17 protein-coding genes are annotated in these 18,597 nt (G+C 41.6%); 10 read left to right on the top strand and 7 right to left on the bottom strand.

What is annotated here, in order from left to right; translation table 11 throughout:
* Positions 1–99 precede the first annotated feature (99 nt).
* Positions 100–840, bottom strand: coding sequence for a Uma2 family endonuclease (locus QUA44_RS07415; RefSeq protein ID WP_333249518.1), 741 nt, complete (start codon positions 838–840; stop codon positions 100–102).
* A gap of 188 nt (positions 841–1,028) precedes the next feature.
* A complete protein-coding gene (locus QUA44_RS07410; RefSeq protein WP_333249516.1) occupies positions 1,029–2,060 on the bottom strand; it encodes a hypothetical protein in 1,032 nt (343 codons plus the stop codon).
* Positions 2,061–2,163: 103 nt separating this feature from the next.
* On the opposite strand from QUA44_RS07410, the gene QUA44_RS07405 reads away from it, so the two are divergent.
* From QUA44_RS07405 to QUA44_RS07395, 3 genes are all read left to right on the top strand, one after another.
* Entirely contained in the window at positions 2,164–3,099 is a 936-nt protein-coding gene (locus QUA44_RS07405; protein WP_333249514.1) for a metallophosphoesterase, read from the top strand.
* Between the two features lie 162 nt (positions 3,100–3,261).
* Positions 3,262–4,152, top strand: coding sequence for a DNA adenine methylase (locus QUA44_RS07400; RefSeq protein WP_333249513.1), 891 nt, complete (start codon positions 3,262–3,264; stop codon positions 4,150–4,152).
* Between the two features lie 2 nt (positions 4,153–4,154).
* Positions 4,155–5,447: a type II restriction enzyme gene (locus tag QUA44_RS07395; RefSeq protein ID WP_333249511.1), complete on the top strand. Its 1,293-nt coding sequence runs from the start codon at positions 4,155–4,157 to the stop codon at positions 5,445–5,447.
* Positions 5,448–5,558: 111 nt separating this feature from the next.
* Here QUA44_RS07395 and QUA44_RS07390 read toward each other — a convergent pair whose 3' ends face one another.
* A complete protein-coding gene (locus QUA44_RS07390; protein WP_333249509.1) occupies positions 5,559–5,762 on the bottom strand; it encodes a hypothetical protein in 204 nt (67 codons plus the stop codon).
* Between the two features lie 69 nt (positions 5,763–5,831).
* On the opposite strand from QUA44_RS07390, the gene QUA44_RS07385 reads away from it, so the two are divergent.
* From QUA44_RS07385 to QUA44_RS07365, 5 genes are all read left to right on the top strand, one after another.
* Positions 5,832–6,035: a DUF751 family protein gene (locus QUA44_RS07385; RefSeq protein WP_332949490.1), complete on the top strand. Its 204-nt coding sequence runs from the start codon at positions 5,832–5,834 to the stop codon at positions 6,033–6,035.
* A gap of 343 nt (positions 6,036–6,378) precedes the next feature.
* The gene (locus tag QUA44_RS07380) at positions 6,379–6,771 is read left to right on the top strand and encodes a PadR family transcriptional regulator (RefSeq protein ID WP_333249507.1); all 393 of its coding nucleotides are present in this window, start codon (positions 6,379–6,381) and stop codon (positions 6,769–6,771) included.
* A 15-nt stretch (positions 6,772–6,786) separates the two neighbouring features.
* The gene (locus QUA44_RS07375; RefSeq protein WP_333078057.1) at positions 6,787–6,918 is read left to right on the top strand and encodes a hypothetical protein; all 132 of its coding nucleotides are present in this window, start codon (positions 6,787–6,789) and stop codon (positions 6,916–6,918) included.
* 173 nt (positions 6,919–7,091) lie between these two features.
* Positions 7,092–7,625: a cofactor assembly of complex C subunit B gene (locus QUA44_RS07370; RefSeq protein ID WP_333249505.1), complete on the top strand. Its 534-nt coding sequence runs from the start codon at positions 7,092–7,094 to the stop codon at positions 7,623–7,625.
* Positions 7,626–7,651: 26 nt separating this feature from the next.
* Complete coding sequence (locus tag QUA44_RS07365) at positions 7,652–7,894, top strand: hypothetical protein (RefSeq protein WP_333249503.1); 243 nt, start codon at positions 7,652–7,654, stop codon at positions 7,892–7,894.
* Positions 7,895–7,964: 70 nt separating this feature from the next.
* On the opposite strand, the gene QUA44_RS07360 is transcribed toward QUA44_RS07365, so the two are convergent.
* Both QUA44_RS07360 and QUA44_RS07355 read right to left on the bottom strand, forming a co-directional pair.
* Positions 7,965–8,288, bottom strand: coding sequence for a DUF3155 domain-containing protein (locus tag QUA44_RS07360; protein WP_006635576.1), 324 nt, complete (start codon positions 8,286–8,288; stop codon positions 7,965–7,967).
* Positions 8,289–8,394: 106 nt separating this feature from the next.
* Positions 8,395–8,559 carry a hypothetical protein gene (locus QUA44_RS07355; protein ID WP_333309603.1) on the bottom strand — a complete coding sequence of 55 codons (165 nt, stop codon included), beginning with the start codon at positions 8,557–8,559 and terminating at the stop codon, positions 8,395–8,397.
* Positions 8,560–8,683: 124 nt separating this feature from the next.
* Here QUA44_RS07355 and QUA44_RS07350 point away from each other — a divergent pair, with 124 nt between their 5' ends.
* Both QUA44_RS07350 and QUA44_RS07345 read left to right on the top strand, forming a co-directional pair.
* On the top strand, positions 8,684–10,072 hold the full coding sequence (locus tag QUA44_RS07350) for a sensor histidine kinase (protein ID WP_333249501.1): 1,389 nt from the start codon (positions 8,684–8,686) through the stop codon (positions 10,070–10,072).
* Between the two features lie 28 nt (positions 10,073–10,100).
* Entirely contained in the window at positions 10,101–10,793 is a 693-nt protein-coding gene (locus QUA44_RS07345; protein ID WP_333249500.1) for a hypothetical protein, read from the top strand.
* A 625-nt stretch (positions 10,794–11,418) separates the two neighbouring features.
* Here the strand turns inward: QUA44_RS07345 and QUA44_RS07335 are convergent.
* The gene (locus QUA44_RS07335) at positions 11,419–12,951 is read right to left on the bottom strand and encodes an ATP-binding protein (protein ID WP_333249499.1); all 1,533 of its coding nucleotides are present in this window, start codon (positions 12,949–12,951) and stop codon (positions 11,419–11,421) included.
* Between the two features lie 170 nt (positions 12,952–13,121).
* Positions 13,122–18,431: an ATP-binding sensor histidine kinase gene (locus tag QUA44_RS07330; protein ID WP_333249497.1), complete on the bottom strand. Its 5,310-nt coding sequence runs from the start codon at positions 18,429–18,431 to the stop codon at positions 13,122–13,124.
* Positions 18,432–18,597 lie beyond the last annotated feature (166 nt).

Here is an 18,597-nt window from a genome sequence, read left to right as displayed (position 1 = left end):
AGTTAATAGTTGACTGTTGGCTGTTGGCTGTTGACTGTTCTCATTTTGTCCCATACTTCGATCGCACTTTTCCAACATATCTGGGAAAAGTGCGATCGATCAAAAGTTTTCCTCTACCAATCGTCTCACTTCCAGGGTCGATAAATTCATCATTTGCGCCACCTGTTCCAGACTCATTCCAGAATTTAAGAGTTGAATTACGAGCGATCGCAATGTTGACTCCGCTGCCAGTCGTCCCAGGTTTTCTTCCTTGTGAGTCTTCAAAAACTCACCCGTTTGAGGAACTCTAAACCTCAATTCTCCTGAAATTATATGCAATTCCAGTCCCAGCACTTCACTGAACAACCACAGCGTATCGAAAGCGATATTGTTGGCTGGAATCGACTCGTACTGATTGTTTATTAGACGAACTCCCTGTAAAATCGGATTCAGATAATCTCCCGACGGATCATACTGAAAATATTCCCTAACTCCCAAAGCCCGATAAATTTCCGGTTTTGTTTCTTGGTCTTTCGTCTGAGTTGTTTCCGAAGTAATTTCTAGGACAAAATCTGGAGTAATTCCCCCTTCTTCCCAAACTTTATAATTATCCCTTTTGCGGTTCGCAACTCCAAACACCACATAAATATCCGGAGCAACAACCGCTTGGTTGTTCCCTTCTTCATAATATATGAAAGAATTAGCTGACACGTAAACATCAGAACGTTCTTGAAAGTAAAGCTTGACAGCTTCTACGCTGTAAGTCATGTAATCGCGCGTGATGTCGCTTTCAGCCATCGGCTCTCCGTCGCTGCTGGGATATTCAATTTCTAGTTGTTCGGCTTGAGTTAAAATTGTCATTTTTCAATTTCCCTCAAAGTAAATTAATTTAATTTAATGGTAGCATTCTGTCGGAGTTTAGAAAAGTTCGAGATTCCTCAAAAAAATCAAAAGCCATAAGGTACGCAGGTAACACCCTAAATAATTAGGTTCTGCGTCCTGGGCTTTAAGGCTGGTAACATGGTGTACAGATACAGACTATTTAAATTCTAATTAATCCCTCTCTCTAAAATAATCATTTCCGAACCAACAACCGGACTTCTAGCTATTAACTTGCCTTCCATATTCGCAATTTCTAACTTGCTAAAATCGAGTGAGTTAGCCTCCTTCCACATCTTCGTTGCTAGTTGATTTTGCTCAACTCCGCTGAGTTTGTACCAATCTTCAGCGACTTTTACTGTCAAAATGCTGCTGGAAAAATTAGCTTGAACAGACTCAACTAAACCGCCGCCAAGTCGATTCTTAATGTCAGTAACTTGATTTTGAATCCCAGCAATCAGAGACTGTTCAGGCGTCAGCGGCGGCGGTGGGATAATTTCTACTGGTTGCGGTTTTTCTGGAGCCACTAAATCGGGCAACTTGCTTTTGAATTTAGCAGAGATTGGCTTAGACGGTACGATCGCCTCTGGCGATTTCGGCGTTCCCGATGCCATAAAATCACCAAACGTTGGCGGCGATTGCTGCGCTGCTGGCACAGGCACTTTTGCTACTTTCTCCGGCGGTTTTGCTGAGAAACTGTTGAAAGTTAAACCGACTACAACGATCAGGATTGCTGCTAATGCGGCGTTTAAAATTGGATCGGACAGCTTCTGGTTCGTAGATGGTGGCAGTAGCGATCGCACTAGCCGCACAATACTTTGCCAAAGTACACCGACGTTCTCTAAAAAGCTCCCTTCCCTGCGTTGGGATACAGGCTTTTTATCAACTTTTACAGCAACTTTTGGTGGCACGCTGTTAACTTCCGCAGCAACAGCGGGAGGAGTTACTGTTGCTGAGTCAGAAGCGGTGGGCGCGATCGGCTTTTGGGCCTGCAACGGGGGTTCGGCTGCTAAGTTTTTCCCTTTTTTTCCCAAATTCCCAATCGAGGCAATCAAAGCTTTGATTCTCTGATTTTTGGGAACCGCGCTGCTGGCATTTTGAGTTTTGCTGCCAGTGGGGGCAGACTTTGCGGCCGAATCAACCTGCGGTGTCGGAGATTGAGAGGGTTCTGGAGTTGACTGGTTTAGTTGTTCTTCTGACATTTTCTCTGCCTTGGGGCGTTGCAAATATATCTAAACGAGATAAATTTTAGTTGAGCCATCTCAACCTTAATTTATCATTTAACTTAGTTGTAACGGAATCCAAATGAGCATTAAACGCCGTCACTTTCTACTTTTAGGCAGTCTCAGCAGCTTAGGTTTTGCCGGAGTCTCGAAAATGATTCAGCTTCGGACTTCCTCCGGTAGAGACACCAATGCTGCTGTGCCTTCTAACGTTGAGGCCCAAAGGGCGATTGTCCCTTGGCCGGCCTCACCGCCTATTTTACGCTTTATTTCGGTAGCCGACACCGGTACCGGCGCTGAAGGTCAGTATGCTGTGGCTGAGGCGATGGCGCAATATCACCGGGAAAACCCTTTTAATGTTGCTGTTCTCGCCGGCGACAATATCTACAATAACGGCGAAATTGAAAAAATTAATGCTGTTTTCGAGCGGCCTTATCAGCCCTTATTACAGCAAGGTGTAAAATTTTATGCTTGTCTGGGAAATCACGATATCCGCACTGCTAACGGCGATCCGCAAGTTAAATATGCGGGTTTTAATATGCAAGGTCGCTACTATACTTTTCGCCGCGATCCCGTACAGTTTTTTGCTTTAGATACGAATCACAATGCGGATTGGAAAAATCAGCTTGTTTGGCTGGAAAAAGAGTTGAGTCAGAGCACCGCACCTTGGAAAGTTGTGTTCGGTCACCACCAGATTTATTCCTCTGGCCTGTACGGAGTGAATCAACCTTTTATTAAGACTTTGACGCCTTTGTTTCAAAAGTACGGCGTGCAGCTTTATATCAACGGACACGAGCACAGTTACGAACGCACTCGCTCGATTAACGGTACGACTTATTTAATTTGCGGTGCCGGCGGCGGCACGCGTGCGGTGGGGCGTTCTGAGTGGACGGAGTTTTCTGCTAGTCGGCTGAGTTTTGCGACGTTTGATGTCTATGAAGACCGGATGTTTGTCAGTTCTATTGGTACTGACAAACGGGTTTTTGACAGGGGAGTGATCGAAGTGCGATCGGCTTAATTTAGATTGTTTTCCCAGACTTATCAGATGAATGGATTTATGTCAAGGTGTTTTGGTCGATCTATTTAACTGCGACTTACACCTTGAATCAATATCACCCTTTCCTCTTGACTTGAACAAAAATTCAAGTACAATGAATTGTTCAGCGTTAGAGGCATCTGAGTGAAAAGCGATACGTTAGTAAGAGGGAAAATTAATCCCTTAGTAAGACCTTTCTTAAAGTGGGCAGGAGGTAAAAGGCAGTTATTGCCAGAAATTGTTAAGTATGTTCCCAAGCTGACAAGCAAACATACATACTATGAACCTTTCATAGGTGGAGGTGCACTCTTGTTTGAGTTACAACCCCAAAAAGCTGTTATCAATGATAGCAACAGAGAACTGATTAACTGCTATAAAGTAATTAGAGACTCATTAGATGAGCTAATGGAGGAATTAAGCAAGGATAAATATAGCAATAGCGAAACTTCTTATTATGATATGAGAGACTTAGATCGTTCAGCTAAAAAATATGCCGATTTGTCGGCAGTTGAAAAAGCAGCACGAATCATTTATCTAAATAAAACTTGCTACAATGGTTTATTTAGGGTTAATTCCCAAGGTCAGTTTAATGTTCCGTTTGGCAGATATAAAAATCCCAATTTTTTAGATGAGGCTGTTTTAAGAGCAGTAAACAAATACTTAAGTAGCAACACCATTACACTGTTAAATTTGGATTTTCAAGAAGCTGTTAAAGATGCCAAAAAAGGAGATTTTATTTATTTAGATCCTCCTTACGATCCTGTTTCGGAAACAGCTTCTTTTACTGGATATGATGTAAATGGCTTTAATAGACACGAACAAGAACGACTAAAAAAAGTTTTTGACGACCTAACGGCTAAAGGTTGTAAAGTGATGATGAGTAATTCTTGTACGGATTTTATTCTTGATTTGTACAATGATTATCGGGATACAATCAAAAAAGTTAGGGCAACGAGAAGTATCAACTCAAATGCCTTAAAAAGAGGTAAGATTGATGAAGTATTAATTTTAAATTATCAAGTTCAGGACAAATAAATATGAGTAAAAACAAAAAAACTGCTAACGATAGAGCCTGGGAAACACTATTTGAAACGCATAACATTTTAGAAGAAGTAGATAAAAATGGCTGTTTTGAAATAGAATCGGCTCAAATCAACAAGCTAAGAGAAAGCAGGCTGATGGCAAAGTTCGATCACTCTGTCAATTTGCCAGATATCTTTCGAGAAAATTATCTATCAATCTTGCCAATCTCTCGCTCAAAATATGTGATTGGTAAGTTTGGTACACACTTTGAAGTTAAGTACGATCCTGAAATAGAAGTGATTCCTTTTGACTTTCCTTCAGAGATAGAGAGTATAGATTACACAAATTTATATTCTGAAAGTTCCGCATTGCACTGTGCATTTAATATCGGCATTATAGATGATTTATTAGGCGAAAAAACAGCTTATACTGTTTCTGGAAGAATGTCTACAGAGTCCTTTAATTTTAACATTATCAATTCCACCACCAACAAACCCTATTCAATCAAGGTTAAAAATTCTCAGTGTGAGATAGATGCCGGATTTGAAAGTAACAACTATTTTGTATTGATAGAAGCTAAGAACTATTCGATCGAGGATTTTTTGATTAGACAACTTTACTATCCTTACAGATTGTGGTCAAAAAAAATAACTAAAAAAGTAATTCCAGTATTGATGACATACTCTAACGACGTTTTTAGCTTTTTTATTTATGAATTTAGCAATGATGAAAATTATAACTCTCTGAAAATGAGAGAACAAAAGAATTATACGATCGCTCCCGAAGAAATACAACGGAGTGATGTCGATCGGGTATTCAATAATATTAAAGTAATTCCAGAGCCAGATGTTCCATTGCCACAAGCTGATAAATTTGAGAGGATAGTAGATTTATTATCATTGTTATTAGAAAGAGATTTAACCAAAGATGATTTTACAGAAAACTATGAATTTGACCGCAGGCAAACTGACTATTATACTAATGCTGGATTGTATATTGGACTGATAGAAAAGTATAAAGATTACCTGACAAAAAAAGTAACTTTTCGGTTGACAAGTGAAGGAAGGTCAATTTTACATAAAAGACCTAAATTAAAATATCTAGATTTGATTAATAAGATTTTAGAACGTCAAGTTTTTTATTTAGTGTTTCAATTAGCGCTTGAACTGGGACAAATTCCGCCAGAAGATGCAATCTGTAAAATAATCTCAGAAAATCGTTCAGATATTAATGATACAACTATAAAAAGGCGTTATTCTACTGTCCGAGGGTGGATTTCTTGGATTTGGTTCCAAATCAAAGACTAAAATTCGCATAGTTTGATTCTCCGGGCTTTTAGTACCTTCAACCTAGTTCTACCGTAAGGCCCGTTTCTGAAACGGACGCGGCAAGACGGAAAAAGGTGCGGAAGCAGACATTTATCTATAAATAACAGCCTTATAATGTCGATCGCAACTAGAACTGAATATAATAAATACTTCTGAAGTTGTCAGCGGATGTGGCACGGGATTAAACAGACAGCGCTCGATCGACCAAAAATTTTCGTTAGAATTATATATGTCAGCCTCGCCGGCAAAAATGCCCGATCGCCCGATCGGCAGATTTAGCTTCGGCTGTGCCAAAATTGTCTAACTCGCTCACAAGTGTTACCAGTCAAAGATCGTGCTGTGACACTTTACCCCACCAAGCAAATGCAAGATTTTATTAATAACGTCTCTCGCTACCCCCGGTTTTTCATTACGATATGTCTGGGAATTTTCTTTTTCCTGTTCGAGCGACTCAAACCCCTGCTCGATCGACCGGCAACTGCGATCGCCCTGATTACTTCGATTGTAGCGACTTTTGTCTTTCTAACTTTTACACTGCGCGCCATGTTGGGCCTGAGTTCGGTTTAAAGCCAAGCTAGAGCGCAAACATTAACTGCAAATTCAGTTAAAACACTAACTCCCAAAGTAACTGCCAACTCTTGCAGGCGATCGCACACTTGACAATAGTCGCTGCGATAGATTGGAAGAGGAACAAAATTGCCCTAGTTACGCCAGTGCTGCTCAACCAAGGCCCAGGCAAACATTACCGAAGTGCAGGACAAGCGTTTGGGGCTATCAATATTCACTGGGGAAATACTGCACCTCTGTTTCCCCGGTGTCCCACTTAATCATTGGGAAGCGGCACACCCCGCCCCGCTTTCCTCTCTCGTTAACCTGACGGTATCACGAGAGTTTCCAGCGGACAAGACAGATGAAGTTTGAACATATCTATCAATTTTTTCAAGATCCCCCTCCTGTTTATCTAAACAAGGAATTAGCTGTGTGCTACATTCTCTCGGTGTTATTGCGCGGAGATTCCTACGGTACAGAACTGATTGGCCAACTAGAAAGGGAATTCCCCATCTACCGCCTTTCTGATACCGTTCTCTACAGCGCTCTGAAATTCCTCGAAGATGAAGGCGTAATCACCGGTTACTGGAAAAAAGTAGAAGGACGCGGCCGCCCCCGCCGGATGTATCAAATCCTCGCTGAGTGGCGGCACCAAGCTCAAGACCTCGCTCGTCTCTGGCACGATTACATTGGTCAGGGAAACGGTGCGTCAGAGCGTCGTTCCCGCGCCTTAGAAACTGGTCACACAGGTTAGCCGAGTTGGAATCGGATGCCTAAACCCTGGAGATGCTGGCGCTACTTGCAAAGCGATTTGCCTTCCTTGCCTTCGCTTTGCTCGATCGCCCGCCGCACAGCGATTAAAGCAGCTACACTACGTCAGGACTTACGCATTGTCACTTGAGAATTAGGGATGATGGGGAGATATGGGAATTTGGTGATGGGGAGAAAAAGGTTTTGCTACAAAGCTTTCTGCGAATTTTGGTAAAAAAGTGTCTGCGTAAGTCCTCGATCGCTTTCATCGGTAAAGTTCTGTAAAGTAAGAGTAGATAATTTCAATTACACAAACTTCTACCGATGGATACTACTGTTCTTTCTTCAACGTTTGTAATCACGCTGCTGCTGGCTGTAGGCTTGTTTTTCTTCATCAAGGCCTCAGTCAAAGCTCGAATCGAACAAATCAAGCTGGCTTCCGAGAGCGCCCAAGAGTCACTGTTAACCCAGCTACAAGAGTATTTTGCTTCTAGGGCTTACCGAGTTGTAGCCGTCGATGCTCCCAACTATAAAGTCACTTTTGAAGGTTTTGTGCGGCCTAGTTGGTTTTTAGCTATTTTTCTAACCATGCTAAGTGCAGGTGGCACTCTGTGCTTGGGACTGGTTTTGGGAATGCTAGTTCCTTCTTCAGGTCAAATTTTCCTAGCTTTGGTAATGCTGTCCCCGCTGGCGGGCATATTTTACTGGAAAAAAGCTGGACGCTCGGAGCAAGTCTCGCTCAAACTCGAATCAGTTGCTGAGTCTGGAAGCCAAACCAAGAGCTTGGTTACTGTCAGAGCTCACCGCGATGAACTAGCAGCCATGCAAAAAGCTTTAGATTTGAAACCGATCGATTAAAAGTTTGACGCGGAACGTTTTTTGATATGCTAGATGCCGTAGTTAGACTTCGAGCTGACAAACGGATGACTCAAGAGTGGCTCTCTCGTTGGCTGTTTTTTTGCTCCCCTTGTTCGATCGACAAAACAGTCAAAAAAAACCATTATCGTGAAAGTGCCAATTGTGGCTATCGCCTTTGGGCTGCGATCAAGCCTGTTGCGATGGCTCCTTATACCCTAATTTCTAAGGACTTTTCGCAGAAATTTCAGTTGGCACTCTCCAGACAATGAGAACTCTCGCGCTTTTGTTAAAAGACTTAGAAAAACATTGCTGTCAATGTTTTGAGCTAAACATTTTGAGCTATGCGCGGCTGGCTGACACCACAGGAATTTTTTCTGTGGTAGCTTCCAACATCACCTTTAAGCTGGGAAACAAGAAATGGTTCTCTTCTACGTATTGGGCTCCAAATAAACCTTTTTCAGCCCAGAAGTATCTGTCAGTGGTATGCTCGTTACGCTTGACTAACAGCAAAGCTGGGGGAGCAATGCCTTCTGCATGGATGAACTTGCGAGCCGCTGTTACGGGTTTATCTTCGCCGCTCTCGATGCTATATTGAGGCACACACTCTAAAATTCTGCGTCCTTCTTGTCGGCGGCGACTCTTGCGTTTGCGTCTCCTGGCCAATTTCTTTACCTCCTCTGTGAGCAGACAGTATGAGCAGACAGGTTGTAATGATAGCTACCAAATCCGAGGTCAGTATATCCGTTCTAGCTCAAAAAATCAACTGTTTTTAATATATCGACATAATCTTAACATTCGTGCCGATCGACAAAAGTGTAGCGGTTGTGGTATGGCTGGCCGCAAGTTCCGCCAAAAGCCAAGCTTGGGGATCGGTGGAAGCTACGCGGACGGCGATGCGGGGCAATTTTGGTTCATGAAAGCCCCATGCCTTCAAGATAGCTGCCTTCTATCAAAGGGAAGAAACCTGAAATATAGAAGTCTCTCATCAGTAATCGGTGGCCGATCATTTGTAATTTACTTAGAATTCCGTTAGATATCTTAATGTGGCGCTCATGTTAATGCCAGCCAGTTCAGAATTTGTCAAACTTTGCCGCTCGCAGGTGGCCATCGCCGTTAGTTTGGGAGCGAAATTCAGCGCGGTATACCTGACACAAGAGTTGGTAGAAGGCAGTGAAGCAAAGTTGGTGCCGATCGCGGTTTACCCAGAAACCTCAGCCGAATCGGAAGAAAATCAGGGGTTGAGGTTGCAATCTCCCGAAAGCTCGACAGTAAAACCAGTGCCGCGACTGCTAGCGCCGCCGGTTCTTCCTGTGGAAGAATCAACCGTAGGATCGATCGCACCCGAGGCGCTTGGGGGTAATGAGCGCAGTTCCCATCAGTGCCAAGGCCCGGAGAATGTGTGGCAGCAGCGCAGGCAAATTGTGACGCCTCTGATACACGAGGGAGCTGTAATGGGACTCCTAGTCAGCGGTCGGCAAGACAGGCCTTGGAACGAGCGAGAGGAGGCTCAAATACAACAAATTGCTCGCACCTTAGCCCTAGCCTGCATTTTAGACCAGCGATCGCAGTGGATGCACCAGGAATTGGGCGCGAGTCGGCAAACCCAGGCTCAGGTTTACGACACGATGCACAATTTGCTGCACCAGTTCAAAAGTCCGCTGACAGCGTTGCGAACTTTTGGCAAGTTGTTAGCGCGGCGGCTGGTACCGGAAGACAAAAACCGCAATGTGGCTTTTAGTATTGTCCGAGAGAGCGATCGGCTGCAAGAGTTGCTGGTCCAGTTTGATCGAACCGTTGACACCGGCGAAGCACATCTAAAACTGCGATCGGGCACTTCAGAAAAAGCAATCTCCAATGTGGAATCAATCCGGCATTCTCCTCTGTCGCTGTCACCTGCGGCCAATTTGAAGGAATCCTGTTTTGTGATAGAAGTATTAAAACCGCTGTTAATTTCCGCCGAGGCGATCGCATCTGAAAGGCATCTGAAATTGCTAGCCGACCTGGAGACGGATTTGCCACCAGTCGGGGCGAACGATCGAGCTTTGCGCGAAGTTTTGAGCAATTTAATTGACAATGCTTTGAAATATACCCCTGCCGGCCGCCAAATTTATATTAAAGTGAGGTACAAAGCAGCGGATGGCGATCGGGCAGGATACAGCCAATTGCCTGCCATAGCAGTTGCCGTCAGCGACACAGGTTCCGGCATTCCTCCCCAGGATTTAGAGCATTTATTTGAGCGACACTACCGGGGAGAAAAAGCGCAGACAGAAATTCCCGGCACAGGATTGGGTTTGGCGATCGCCCGCGATTTAGTCCGCCAAATGCAAGGAGAAATAGAAGTATTTTCCCCAGTCAATCGTGAATGGCTGCCATCTGCAGAAACTAATTTATTATATCCAACCGATCGCGGCACTACCTTTGTGGTTTGGCTACCCGTGAATAAGTAACGAACTCTACTGCTAGGAGACATTTTTTATGAAGCATCTGCCTTTATTCGATAAAATTCCCAAGTTATCAAATTCTTTAAAAGTTTTCAAGAAACACTTTTTGGGTGTACCCCTTTTAGCTTTTTTTAACATTCTGACTATTGTGATTTTGGGCGGGCTGAGCGTATATGCCAAATTTAACAACAAGGGACGCGGAGTTGAACGCCTATTTAGCGATCCTTTTAATTTCTGGCTCCCTTATGAAGGAATTCTAACCGGACTTTCCGAAGTTATCGGGTGTCTCCCAGTCGCAATTTGTGCATTTACTTTCGGAGTGTTGCGCCAAAAAGATCCGGGTAGTAGAGCGACGATATTCTTATTTTTTAGTGCTTTACTCCTGGGAGTTTTTTACCTGGATGACAGGTTTCGGATGACTTTGATTATGTCTCGGTTGGGAATATCTAAGAAATTAATTTATTTGTGTTATGGTAGTGCAGTTTTCCTTTACGGAGTTAAGTTTTGGCGATACATCAAAACTACTCCTTACCTGCCATTAGTTGCAGCATTCATCTTGTTTGCTATCTCGCGGTTGGAGGATATTGTAAACACTCCAAATCAAGGACTACACGCGATTTTAGAAGATGGCACTAAATTATTAGGTCTAGTGAATTTAGCCCTGTATTTTTGGTACGTCTGTCATCATGAAGTTTGGCGGCATTTCCAGCAAAGCGAAAAGCGTTGATCGCCTCGATGGTATTACTACAAAAAAAGCCGTTGCTTAATTAGGGTATCACTAAGCAACGCGGGCGATCGTATAAAACCAAAATAATTTCTTTGATTTTGATAGGGAATCGGAAGATTAGCAAATTTTAGATAGTGAATTAATCATCGAAGCGAATGTCTGAGCAACTTGTTGCCTGATGTAGAATAACAAAAAGTTTTTCCTGTCAAACGAACTATCAGGATGTGTTAATCTTGTATTTACGCCCTCAACAATTCAGCAACATCCTAACTGATGTAGCACCGGTTCATAGGCTTTAACTATTTTTTTACGAAACTCGATCGCATAAAGTTTCATTTTTTCTGCTTCTCTACGGAATGCAGTCTACTAAATATACATCAAATAGGCTGTATTTTTACGGCACAGTGGGTAACGCCTCGGAAGAGATTGTTAAAAAATATATTGAAAACCAACACAATTAAGTTAGAAAAATGTGTCTAAAGCCGCATCAAGTCCCCCCTTTTCTGGGTGGGGACTTGATGCGGGAAAAAATTATGTCAGAATTCCGATGAATGAGGAATTAGCAATTACCCGATTCTCATGCAACTGAAAACCGGTATATGATCAATTCAGCCAGATAAGTTTTCTAGGCATTAGCTACGGCGATATTAGTGGCTTTACAGATAGTCGGCAGATCAATAATAAACTGCGTTCCCTGCTCTGGCGTAGAAATACACTCCAATTGACCGCAGTGTTTTTCTATCAGAATTTTTCTGCTGATAGACAATCCCATGCCTGTACCTTTTCCTAGGGGCTTAGTAGTAAAAAAGGGAGTGAAAAGTTTAGCACGAACTTTCTCTGTCATGCCCACACCATTATCAGCAATTGTTACCAGGATGTGGGAAGCCGAGCCAATGTTGTCATGCGAATTGCCGGGTACAACTTCAGTCCGAATCAAAATCTGGGGGTGAAAAACTGCACCATCTTCTCTACTTACCCGCTCTTCTAAAGCATCTATAGCATTCGCTAAAAGGTTCATAAACACCTGATTGAGCTGACCGGCATAACAGTTCACAAGCGGCAATGCACCATAGTCTTTTATCACATTAATAGCAGGCCGATCAGACTTAGCCTTTAGTCGGTGCTGTAAGATCATCAAAGTGCTATTAATGCCTTCGTGGATATCTACTGATTTAATTTCAGTTTGATCCAACCGCGAAAAATTGCGTAGAGAGTGAACAATATTCCGAATGCGTTCGATCCCTAACTGCATGGAAGAAAGCAATTTTGGTAAATCATCTATGATAAATGGCAACTCTGCATCTTCTATTTCATGGACAATTTCTGCTTCGGGTTGCGGGTAATATCTTTGGTAAAGATTCAACATATTAATGAGTTCTTTAATATAGTCGTTGGCGTGGGAGAGATTGCCGTAAATAAAGTTAACCGGATTGTTGATTTCATGAGCGACACCTGCAACTAATTGACCGAGACTAGACATTTTTTCACTTTGAATTAGCTGGAGTTGTGTTTCTTGCAGTTCTTTGACAAAATGTTCTAAGGCAATAGATTTTTGGTACTCTTTTTCTTGACTGATACGGAGTGCTTTCTCTACTTGTTCGCGCCGCTCTATTTCCGACTGCAATTTATGACTTAGAGAAAAACTTCTCAAAGCTGTTAGCATCGTAGTGTATAGCTTTGATGTCGTTAATTCAGTTTTAGTTTTATAGTCATTAATATCGTAATTGATAATAATGCTTTTTTCGGGTACTTGTCCGGGTTGACCCGTGCGTAAAATAATTCGCACTAACTGGTTGCCTAAGACTTCGCGGACATATTTAACAAAGTTTAAGCCAGCATCATCTGTTTCCATAATTACATCAAGTAAGATAATGGCAACATCAGGATTTTCTTGGATTAGCTGTGTAGCTTCACGAGCCGAGTAAGCATTAATGAAGGTTAAAGATTTGTTTTCAAAGACAAACTTCCTTAGTGAAATTTCGGTAGCGGTGTGAACTTGATCCTCATCATCTACAACTAAAATTTTCCAACTTTCAGTCAGTTTTTCTTCTGTGGTTTCATCTGCAAACAATATCTCATCATTGGAGTCGATTGATTCGGCAAAGAATACTGTTTCTGGAGATGGTTTAGTTAACAAATCGTCAAAATCACTTTTCATTGCTGTACACCTTTATTTTTTACTAATTGTTAGGTTTGAAGTTACAAAACCTGTTAAGAAAAAGGCAGAAGGAAGAAGAGTTACACAGCAACCTTTTCACTCATCCTTATTTTACTTTTAATGAGGTGGACTTACTTAGTTATCTTTGCCAGGAAATCGGAATTGGAACTCTACATTTGTGCATCAATTTGCATGGGTAATTTAATAATAAACTTGGTTCCTCTTCCCACCTCACTTAGACATTCAATTTCACCTTTGAGTTTTTGGGTGACTAAATTGTAAACAATATGTAACCCTAATCCACTGCCACCTTGACCACGCTTAGTGGTAAAGAAGGGCTCAAAAATTTTACTTAAGTTTTCTGGGGGAATACCTTTACCTTCATCGGCGTATTCAAACCTTAGCCACTTACCTTCTTGCTTCCAAGCAAAGATTAGTTCCCCAGAAATTCCTGGTTCGTAGGCATGAATCAGAGAATTGATCAGCAAGTTCGTCACAACTTGGGATAAGGCTCCTGGATAAGAATCTATGGCAATCTTGCTATCTCCCTTAATTTTAAGCGAATGTTGGCTATTTTTCAACTTTGGTTTTAATTGTAATAAAATTTCATCAAGATAAGGTCTGATCTGGAAAGTACGTCGTTCTTCGCTAGAGCGATCTACTGCTACTTGCTTAAAGCTTTGAATCAATGCTGCCGCCCGATCTAGGTTAATTAGAAGTGCCTTACTGCTTTGGGTAGCAATATCGACAAACTCTTCTAAATCCGAGCGCTTCATTTTGCCACTTTTATAAATAGATGCAAATTCGGTGGTATTTTCTGCCAAAGCTGAAGCAACAGTGACACCCACTCCGATGGGAGTATTAATTTCATGGGCAACACCAGCAACTAATCCTCCCAGAGATGCCATTTTTTCCGATTCGACTAGCTGAGTTTGGGTGGCTTTTAAAGCCTCTAGGGTGTTCGATAATTGTTGAGTACGATCGCTCACTAATTGCTCTAAGTTTTGATTGAACTCCTGCAAGTTATTGTAGAGTTGGGCATTTTCAATGGAAATGGCAATTTGGGCAGATAACAATTGTAACAGCTCCAGCCTATCTGTAGTAAAAGCCCCTTCTGTTAGGTTATTTTCTAGGTAAATAATACCTGTCAGCTTACCTTGGTGTAGCAGAGGAGTACAAAGAATAGATTTCGGTTGAGTGGCTGCAATATAAGGATCGCGGGTAAATTGTCCTTCTTGGGTAGCGTTATTTAAAACCACATTTTCTTGGGTGCGGATGACGTAGTTGACGATCGCACTTGCCAGCAAAAGAGTACCTCCAGAAGCTGCTGTTGGATTGAGAGGAAGCGATCGCAGTACACTAACTTCATCCTCCTTCACCGAACCTTCCGCCTCAATCGCCCAGTTTCCAGCTTTTTCTAAAATCAAAAAACCTTTTTGGGCCCCCGCATTTTCGATCGCAATTTTCATCAATCTTTCCAGCAACCTACTCAAAACTATTTCACCCGAAATCGCTTGGGAAGCTTTCATCACAGTAGTTAAATCTAACGTATCTCCCAAATTATTGCTAGTAGTCGCCGTCGTAGTTCGGTTAACTTTTGTTTGAGTGGTTGTCTTCCCTGATGTTCTCGCGATTAATTGTGGATATTTTTCCTCCAAACTCTCCACTTTACGTTTAGCACCCCAGTATTGGTAGCCATAGTGGGCTTTAGTCAAGTAGATTTGGGCAAATTCTTCTTTGTCTTTCCCCAACCAGAACTTAGCAGCCAGTTCCGCCGCCAGCGCTTCATTCTGAATAAAATCATGCTCTCTGGCCTCAGCTATCGCGCGATCGTACAAATCCATCGCCTCCAAATCTCGACCTGAAATTCTCGCCATTTCTGCCGCCACCAGCCAGAACTTATGTGCAAAACTTTCCGAGCAGTTATCCGCCCAAACTTTGATTTGTTTCTGATTAGCTTCTAATTGCTCCCAGTAATCTTTTCGCTCCGATTCAGAAACGTCTGAATACAGAGCCGTTAAGATCAGACAACGGTAAAAATGATGGTGAGCACTAGAAATGTGACCCATCAAATAATCGAGCAGTTCTGCCGCGCGATCGGATGCTTCTAGCGCCTCACTATACTGTTCGTAAAGATATAAAGTCTGCGCTTTTAAAACATAAAACTCGCACAGCGCTGCCATACTTTTACGGCTGTGGAAATTTTCTAAATGCTGTTTTTCGCTAACTTCATCCTCTTCGCCCATCAAATTTAAAATTGCTATTTTATTAGCAATAATTATATCAATTGCCCAGAAATTTTTAGTTTGCTCGCAAAAATGGAGCGACTTGCCAATATCTTCCCAGAGATTATTCAAATTCATGCCCTGGAAGAAATAGGTAATAGTTTGAAACATCCGGTTATAACCCGTCCATTGCAAATTGCCCGATTGCAAGCCAACTTTATAACCTTCGTTATTAATTTCAGCCGTGGTTTTGAGCGGTCTCACCCAGCAGTTTAAGTAATTGGCAAAGATCACACTATCTTGGCAGTTTTGAGACAAGTTATTTGAATTTTCGCTGAGAGTCAGAGCGAGTCTGCCAAACTCATAAGCCGATTGGTAATCCCCTAAAATTGAATTTAGGATAATTCCATAACATGAATAGCAGTAAGACCCTCCCGCTACAAAACCGTACTTAAGAGAAAGATTAATCGCTTTGATCACAGTCAACTTCCACAGCTCTTGAGATGAAAAGAACGTTAGCGGCCCCATGTTACCCAATAATTTTATGGCCATTTGTTGAGCCGGATCTTTCATCTTTTCTGCATTAATTAATGAAGCAATTTCTTGGTTTGCCAAGTTGGCTTTAGCTGCCGCCATTTCCGCATTAACCGCCTCGCTTAAATTATCTTCAGCCAAGTCTATGCCCAGCAAGTGAAGGGCTTTTAGTCCAGATTGAACTGCTGCTTCATATTTACTCAGCAGAGTGTACTGCACGATCAAAATGTTGTATATTTCGGCTTTTTCTAGCTCAGATTTTGCCCGAGCAAATGCCAGTTCTATTAAAGCTTCTGATTCTTCAAAATTGCCGTTTAAATATTCCGCCTCTGCCAGCTCCTTATGAAAGGTAAAAGCTAGTTCGTAGGATTCTTGCCAAATATCGCCCGGTAAAATTTCTCGACCGATTTTTAAGTAGTCTCTGGCAGCAGCATAAGCCGTTGCATCTTTGGCTTTGCGAGCGGCTGTTAAATTTAAAATAGCTAGTTCAGTTTTCTCGTGATCATCAATGATTAAATTCCGACCCGAATTTAAATGATCGGCAATTTCAAAAATTCTTTCGGCTCGTTGCTCAGGAGAAATATTTGCCAGTAACAGACGACCAATTTGTAGGTGAATTGCTGTTTGCAGTTTTGAGTCAATCAAAGCGTAACCTGACTGCTGAACGCGGTCGTGCAAAAATTTATAATTAGTAATTACTAAGTCTGAATTAATTATTTCTGATTCGGTAGCGCCTAACTCAGAAGTAGTGAGAATCAATCCCTCTTGGATGGCTGGCAATAGTTCTTGAAACGTGGCTCCCCAAGATTTCTCATTAATAATTGAGAGAGTGTTTAAGTCAAAACTATTACCCACGCAAGCAGCCAAACGCAAAACTTGCTGAGTTGATACGGGCAGTTTTTTCATTTTGCCAAGCATCAATTCAATGACGTTATCAGTAATACCTACTGATTCAATTTCTGAGATATTCCAATCCCAGTTTCTTTTTGGAAAATTGAATTTCAGCAGGTTTTCTTGATAGAGAGTTTTAAGAAACTGATTGACAAAAAAAGGATTACCTTGAGTTTTACTGATAACTAACTCTGCTAGGGGGAGTGCGGATTTTGTGTCTTTACGGACGGTATCAGCAATTAAGTTACTTATCTGGTGAAGGTGTAAGGGAGCTAAAGTAATTCGCTCGATTCTTGCACCTTGATTTTGCAGTTCATCCAAGGTCATCATTAAAGGATGAGATGGGTTAACTTCGTTGTCTCGATAAGCACCAATTAGAAATAGATATTTCGTTTGCTCATCTGCCATCATTACTTGTAGCAATTTCAATGTAGCAGAATCAGCCCATTGTAAATCGTCGAGAAAGATGACTAAGGGATAGTCAAATGAACAAAACACGCGGATAAATTTTTGAAATACTAAATTAAAGCGGTTTTGTGATTCTGTAGCGCCTAATTCTTGTACGACCGGCTGTTTGCTAATGATTAATTCTACTTCAGGAATGACATCTACAATGATTTGACTATTAGCGCCAACCGCAGCTAATATTTTTTCTTTCCAGGTATTGAGTTGGGTTTCGCTTTCAGTTAAGAGTTGCTTGACTAATGATTGAAAGGCTTTGACAACTGCCGCGTAAGGAATATTTCGTTGAAATTGGTCGAATTTTCCGGCAATGAAATAACCTCTGGCTTTAGTAATTGGTTTATAAACTTCTTGTACTAAGGCGGATTTTCCAATGCCGGAGTAACCGGATACTAGCATCATTTCGGTGCTGCCTCTGCTGACTCGCTCAAAGGCTGCTAATAAGGTTTCAACTTCTGTTTCTCTGCCGTAGAGTTTTTGAGGGATTTGAAACTTATCTGTAATATCTTTTTGGGCGATCGCAAAATCTGCAATTCCTCCCATAGTTTTTAATTGTTCTAGGCATTCTTCTAAGTCAGCGATAATTCCCCAAGGGCTTTGATATCTGGCTTCAGCGGTTTTCGCTAATAGCTTCATTACAATATTAGAAACAGCTTTAGGAATTGCTAGATTGATTTGATGGGGCGGTACTGCTTGTTTGGCAATGTGACTGTGGATTAATTCCATTGCATCGCTGTAATCCCATGGCAATTGCCCCGTTAGCATTTCGTAAAAAGTGACTCCTAATGAGTAAAAATCAGTGCGATAGTCGATCGATCGGTTCATTCTGCCTGTTTGTTCCGGCGATATATAGCTCAGAGTGCCTTCTAAAACATTAGGACTTTTAAGGGTTGGATTTTCGCGCCTTAAAACAGTAGAGATACCAAAATCTATAATTTGAACTAGCCCTGTGGTTGAGTTAATAATAATATTGCTGGGATTGATATCTTTATGAATAATTTTATGTTGATGAATTTCACCTAAAGCTCTGGTTATTTTAATAGCTGTTAAGAAAAACTCTTCTAATGTAAGTTGGTGAGAAGCCAACAAGAGCTTTAATGATTCTCCACCACTATCCTCGAAAATAATAGCCAAACTGTTCTGATATCTTTCTAAGTTGTAGGTTTTAGGCACACTTTCTAGGTGAAGATTGCGTGTAATTTCGTATTCCTGCTTGTATCTGACTAACGAAGCTGGCATCGGATAATCTTGCTTGAGAAATTTGAGAATTACCGCTTGGCTGTCTTGCTTTCTCAGTCCCCGGCAAACTAAAGAATTATTACTTTCATGAATTTGGTTGGTAATCTCGTAGCCAGCTAAGTTAATCATTCTTACAGCCTCCTTTAAGTATTAATACTCAATTTCTTTTTATAAAGTGTCAATTTATTAAGTAGATGTATCTTCTAATACATAACTATACCCTAAATTTTAAGAAAAGCTTAAGGTTTCAAAGAAAAGTTATTTTTTGTTAACATTTCTTAATAAAGTACGGATA

The sequence above is a fragment of the Microcoleus sp. N9_A2 genome, assembly GCF_036701775.1.
Lineage (GTDB): Bacteria > Cyanobacteriota > Cyanobacteriia > Cyanobacteriales > Microcoleaceae > Microcoleus.
Note: the sequence above shows the minus strand (reverse complement) of the source record. Positions and strands in the feature narration are given on the sequence as shown.

What these genes read in the sequence shown, in the direction of transcription:
- QUA44_RS07350 (WP_333249501.1), top strand. Translation starts at nt 8,684, where the DNA reads ATGCCAGCCAGTTCAGAATTTGTCAAACTTTGCCGCTCGCAGGTGGCC.
- QUA44_RS07415 (WP_333249518.1), bottom strand. Translation starts at nt 840, where the DNA reads ATGACAATTTTAACTCAAGCCGAACAACTAGAAATTGAATATCCCAGC.
- QUA44_RS07330 (WP_333249497.1), bottom strand. Translation starts at nt 18,431, where the DNA reads ATGATTAACTTAGCTGGCTACGAGATTACCAACCAAATTCATGAAAGT.
- QUA44_RS07380 (WP_333249507.1), top strand. Translation starts at nt 6,379, where the DNA reads ATGAAGTTTGAACATATCTATCAATTTTTTCAAGATCCCCCTCCTGTT.
- QUA44_RS07395 (WP_333249511.1), top strand. Translation starts at nt 4,155, where the DNA reads ATGAGTAAAAACAAAAAAACTGCTAACGATAGAGCCTGGGAAACACTA.
- QUA44_RS07375 (WP_333078057.1), top strand. Translation starts at nt 6,787, where the DNA reads ATGCCTAAACCCTGGAGATGCTGGCGCTACTTGCAAAGCGATTTGCCT.
- QUA44_RS07385 (WP_332949490.1), top strand. Translation starts at nt 5,832, where the DNA reads ATGCAAGATTTTATTAATAACGTCTCTCGCTACCCCCGGTTTTTCATT.
- QUA44_RS07410 (WP_333249516.1), bottom strand. Translation starts at nt 2,060, where the DNA reads ATGTCAGAAGAACAACTAAACCAGTCAACTCCAGAACCCTCTCAATCT.
- QUA44_RS07405 (WP_333249514.1), top strand. Translation starts at nt 2,164, where the DNA reads ATGAGCATTAAACGCCGTCACTTTCTACTTTTAGGCAGTCTCAGCAGC.
- QUA44_RS07335 (WP_333249499.1), bottom strand. Translation starts at nt 12,951, where the DNA reads ATGAAAAGTGATTTTGACGATTTGTTAACTAAACCATCTCCAGAAACA.
- QUA44_RS07345 (WP_333249500.1), top strand. Translation starts at nt 10,101, where the DNA reads ATGAAGCATCTGCCTTTATTCGATAAAATTCCCAAGTTATCAAATTCT.
- QUA44_RS07365 (WP_333249503.1), top strand. Translation starts at nt 7,652, where the DNA reads ATGCTAGATGCCGTAGTTAGACTTCGAGCTGACAAACGGATGACTCAA.
- QUA44_RS07370 (WP_333249505.1), top strand. Translation starts at nt 7,092, where the DNA reads ATGGATACTACTGTTCTTTCTTCAACGTTTGTAATCACGCTGCTGCTG.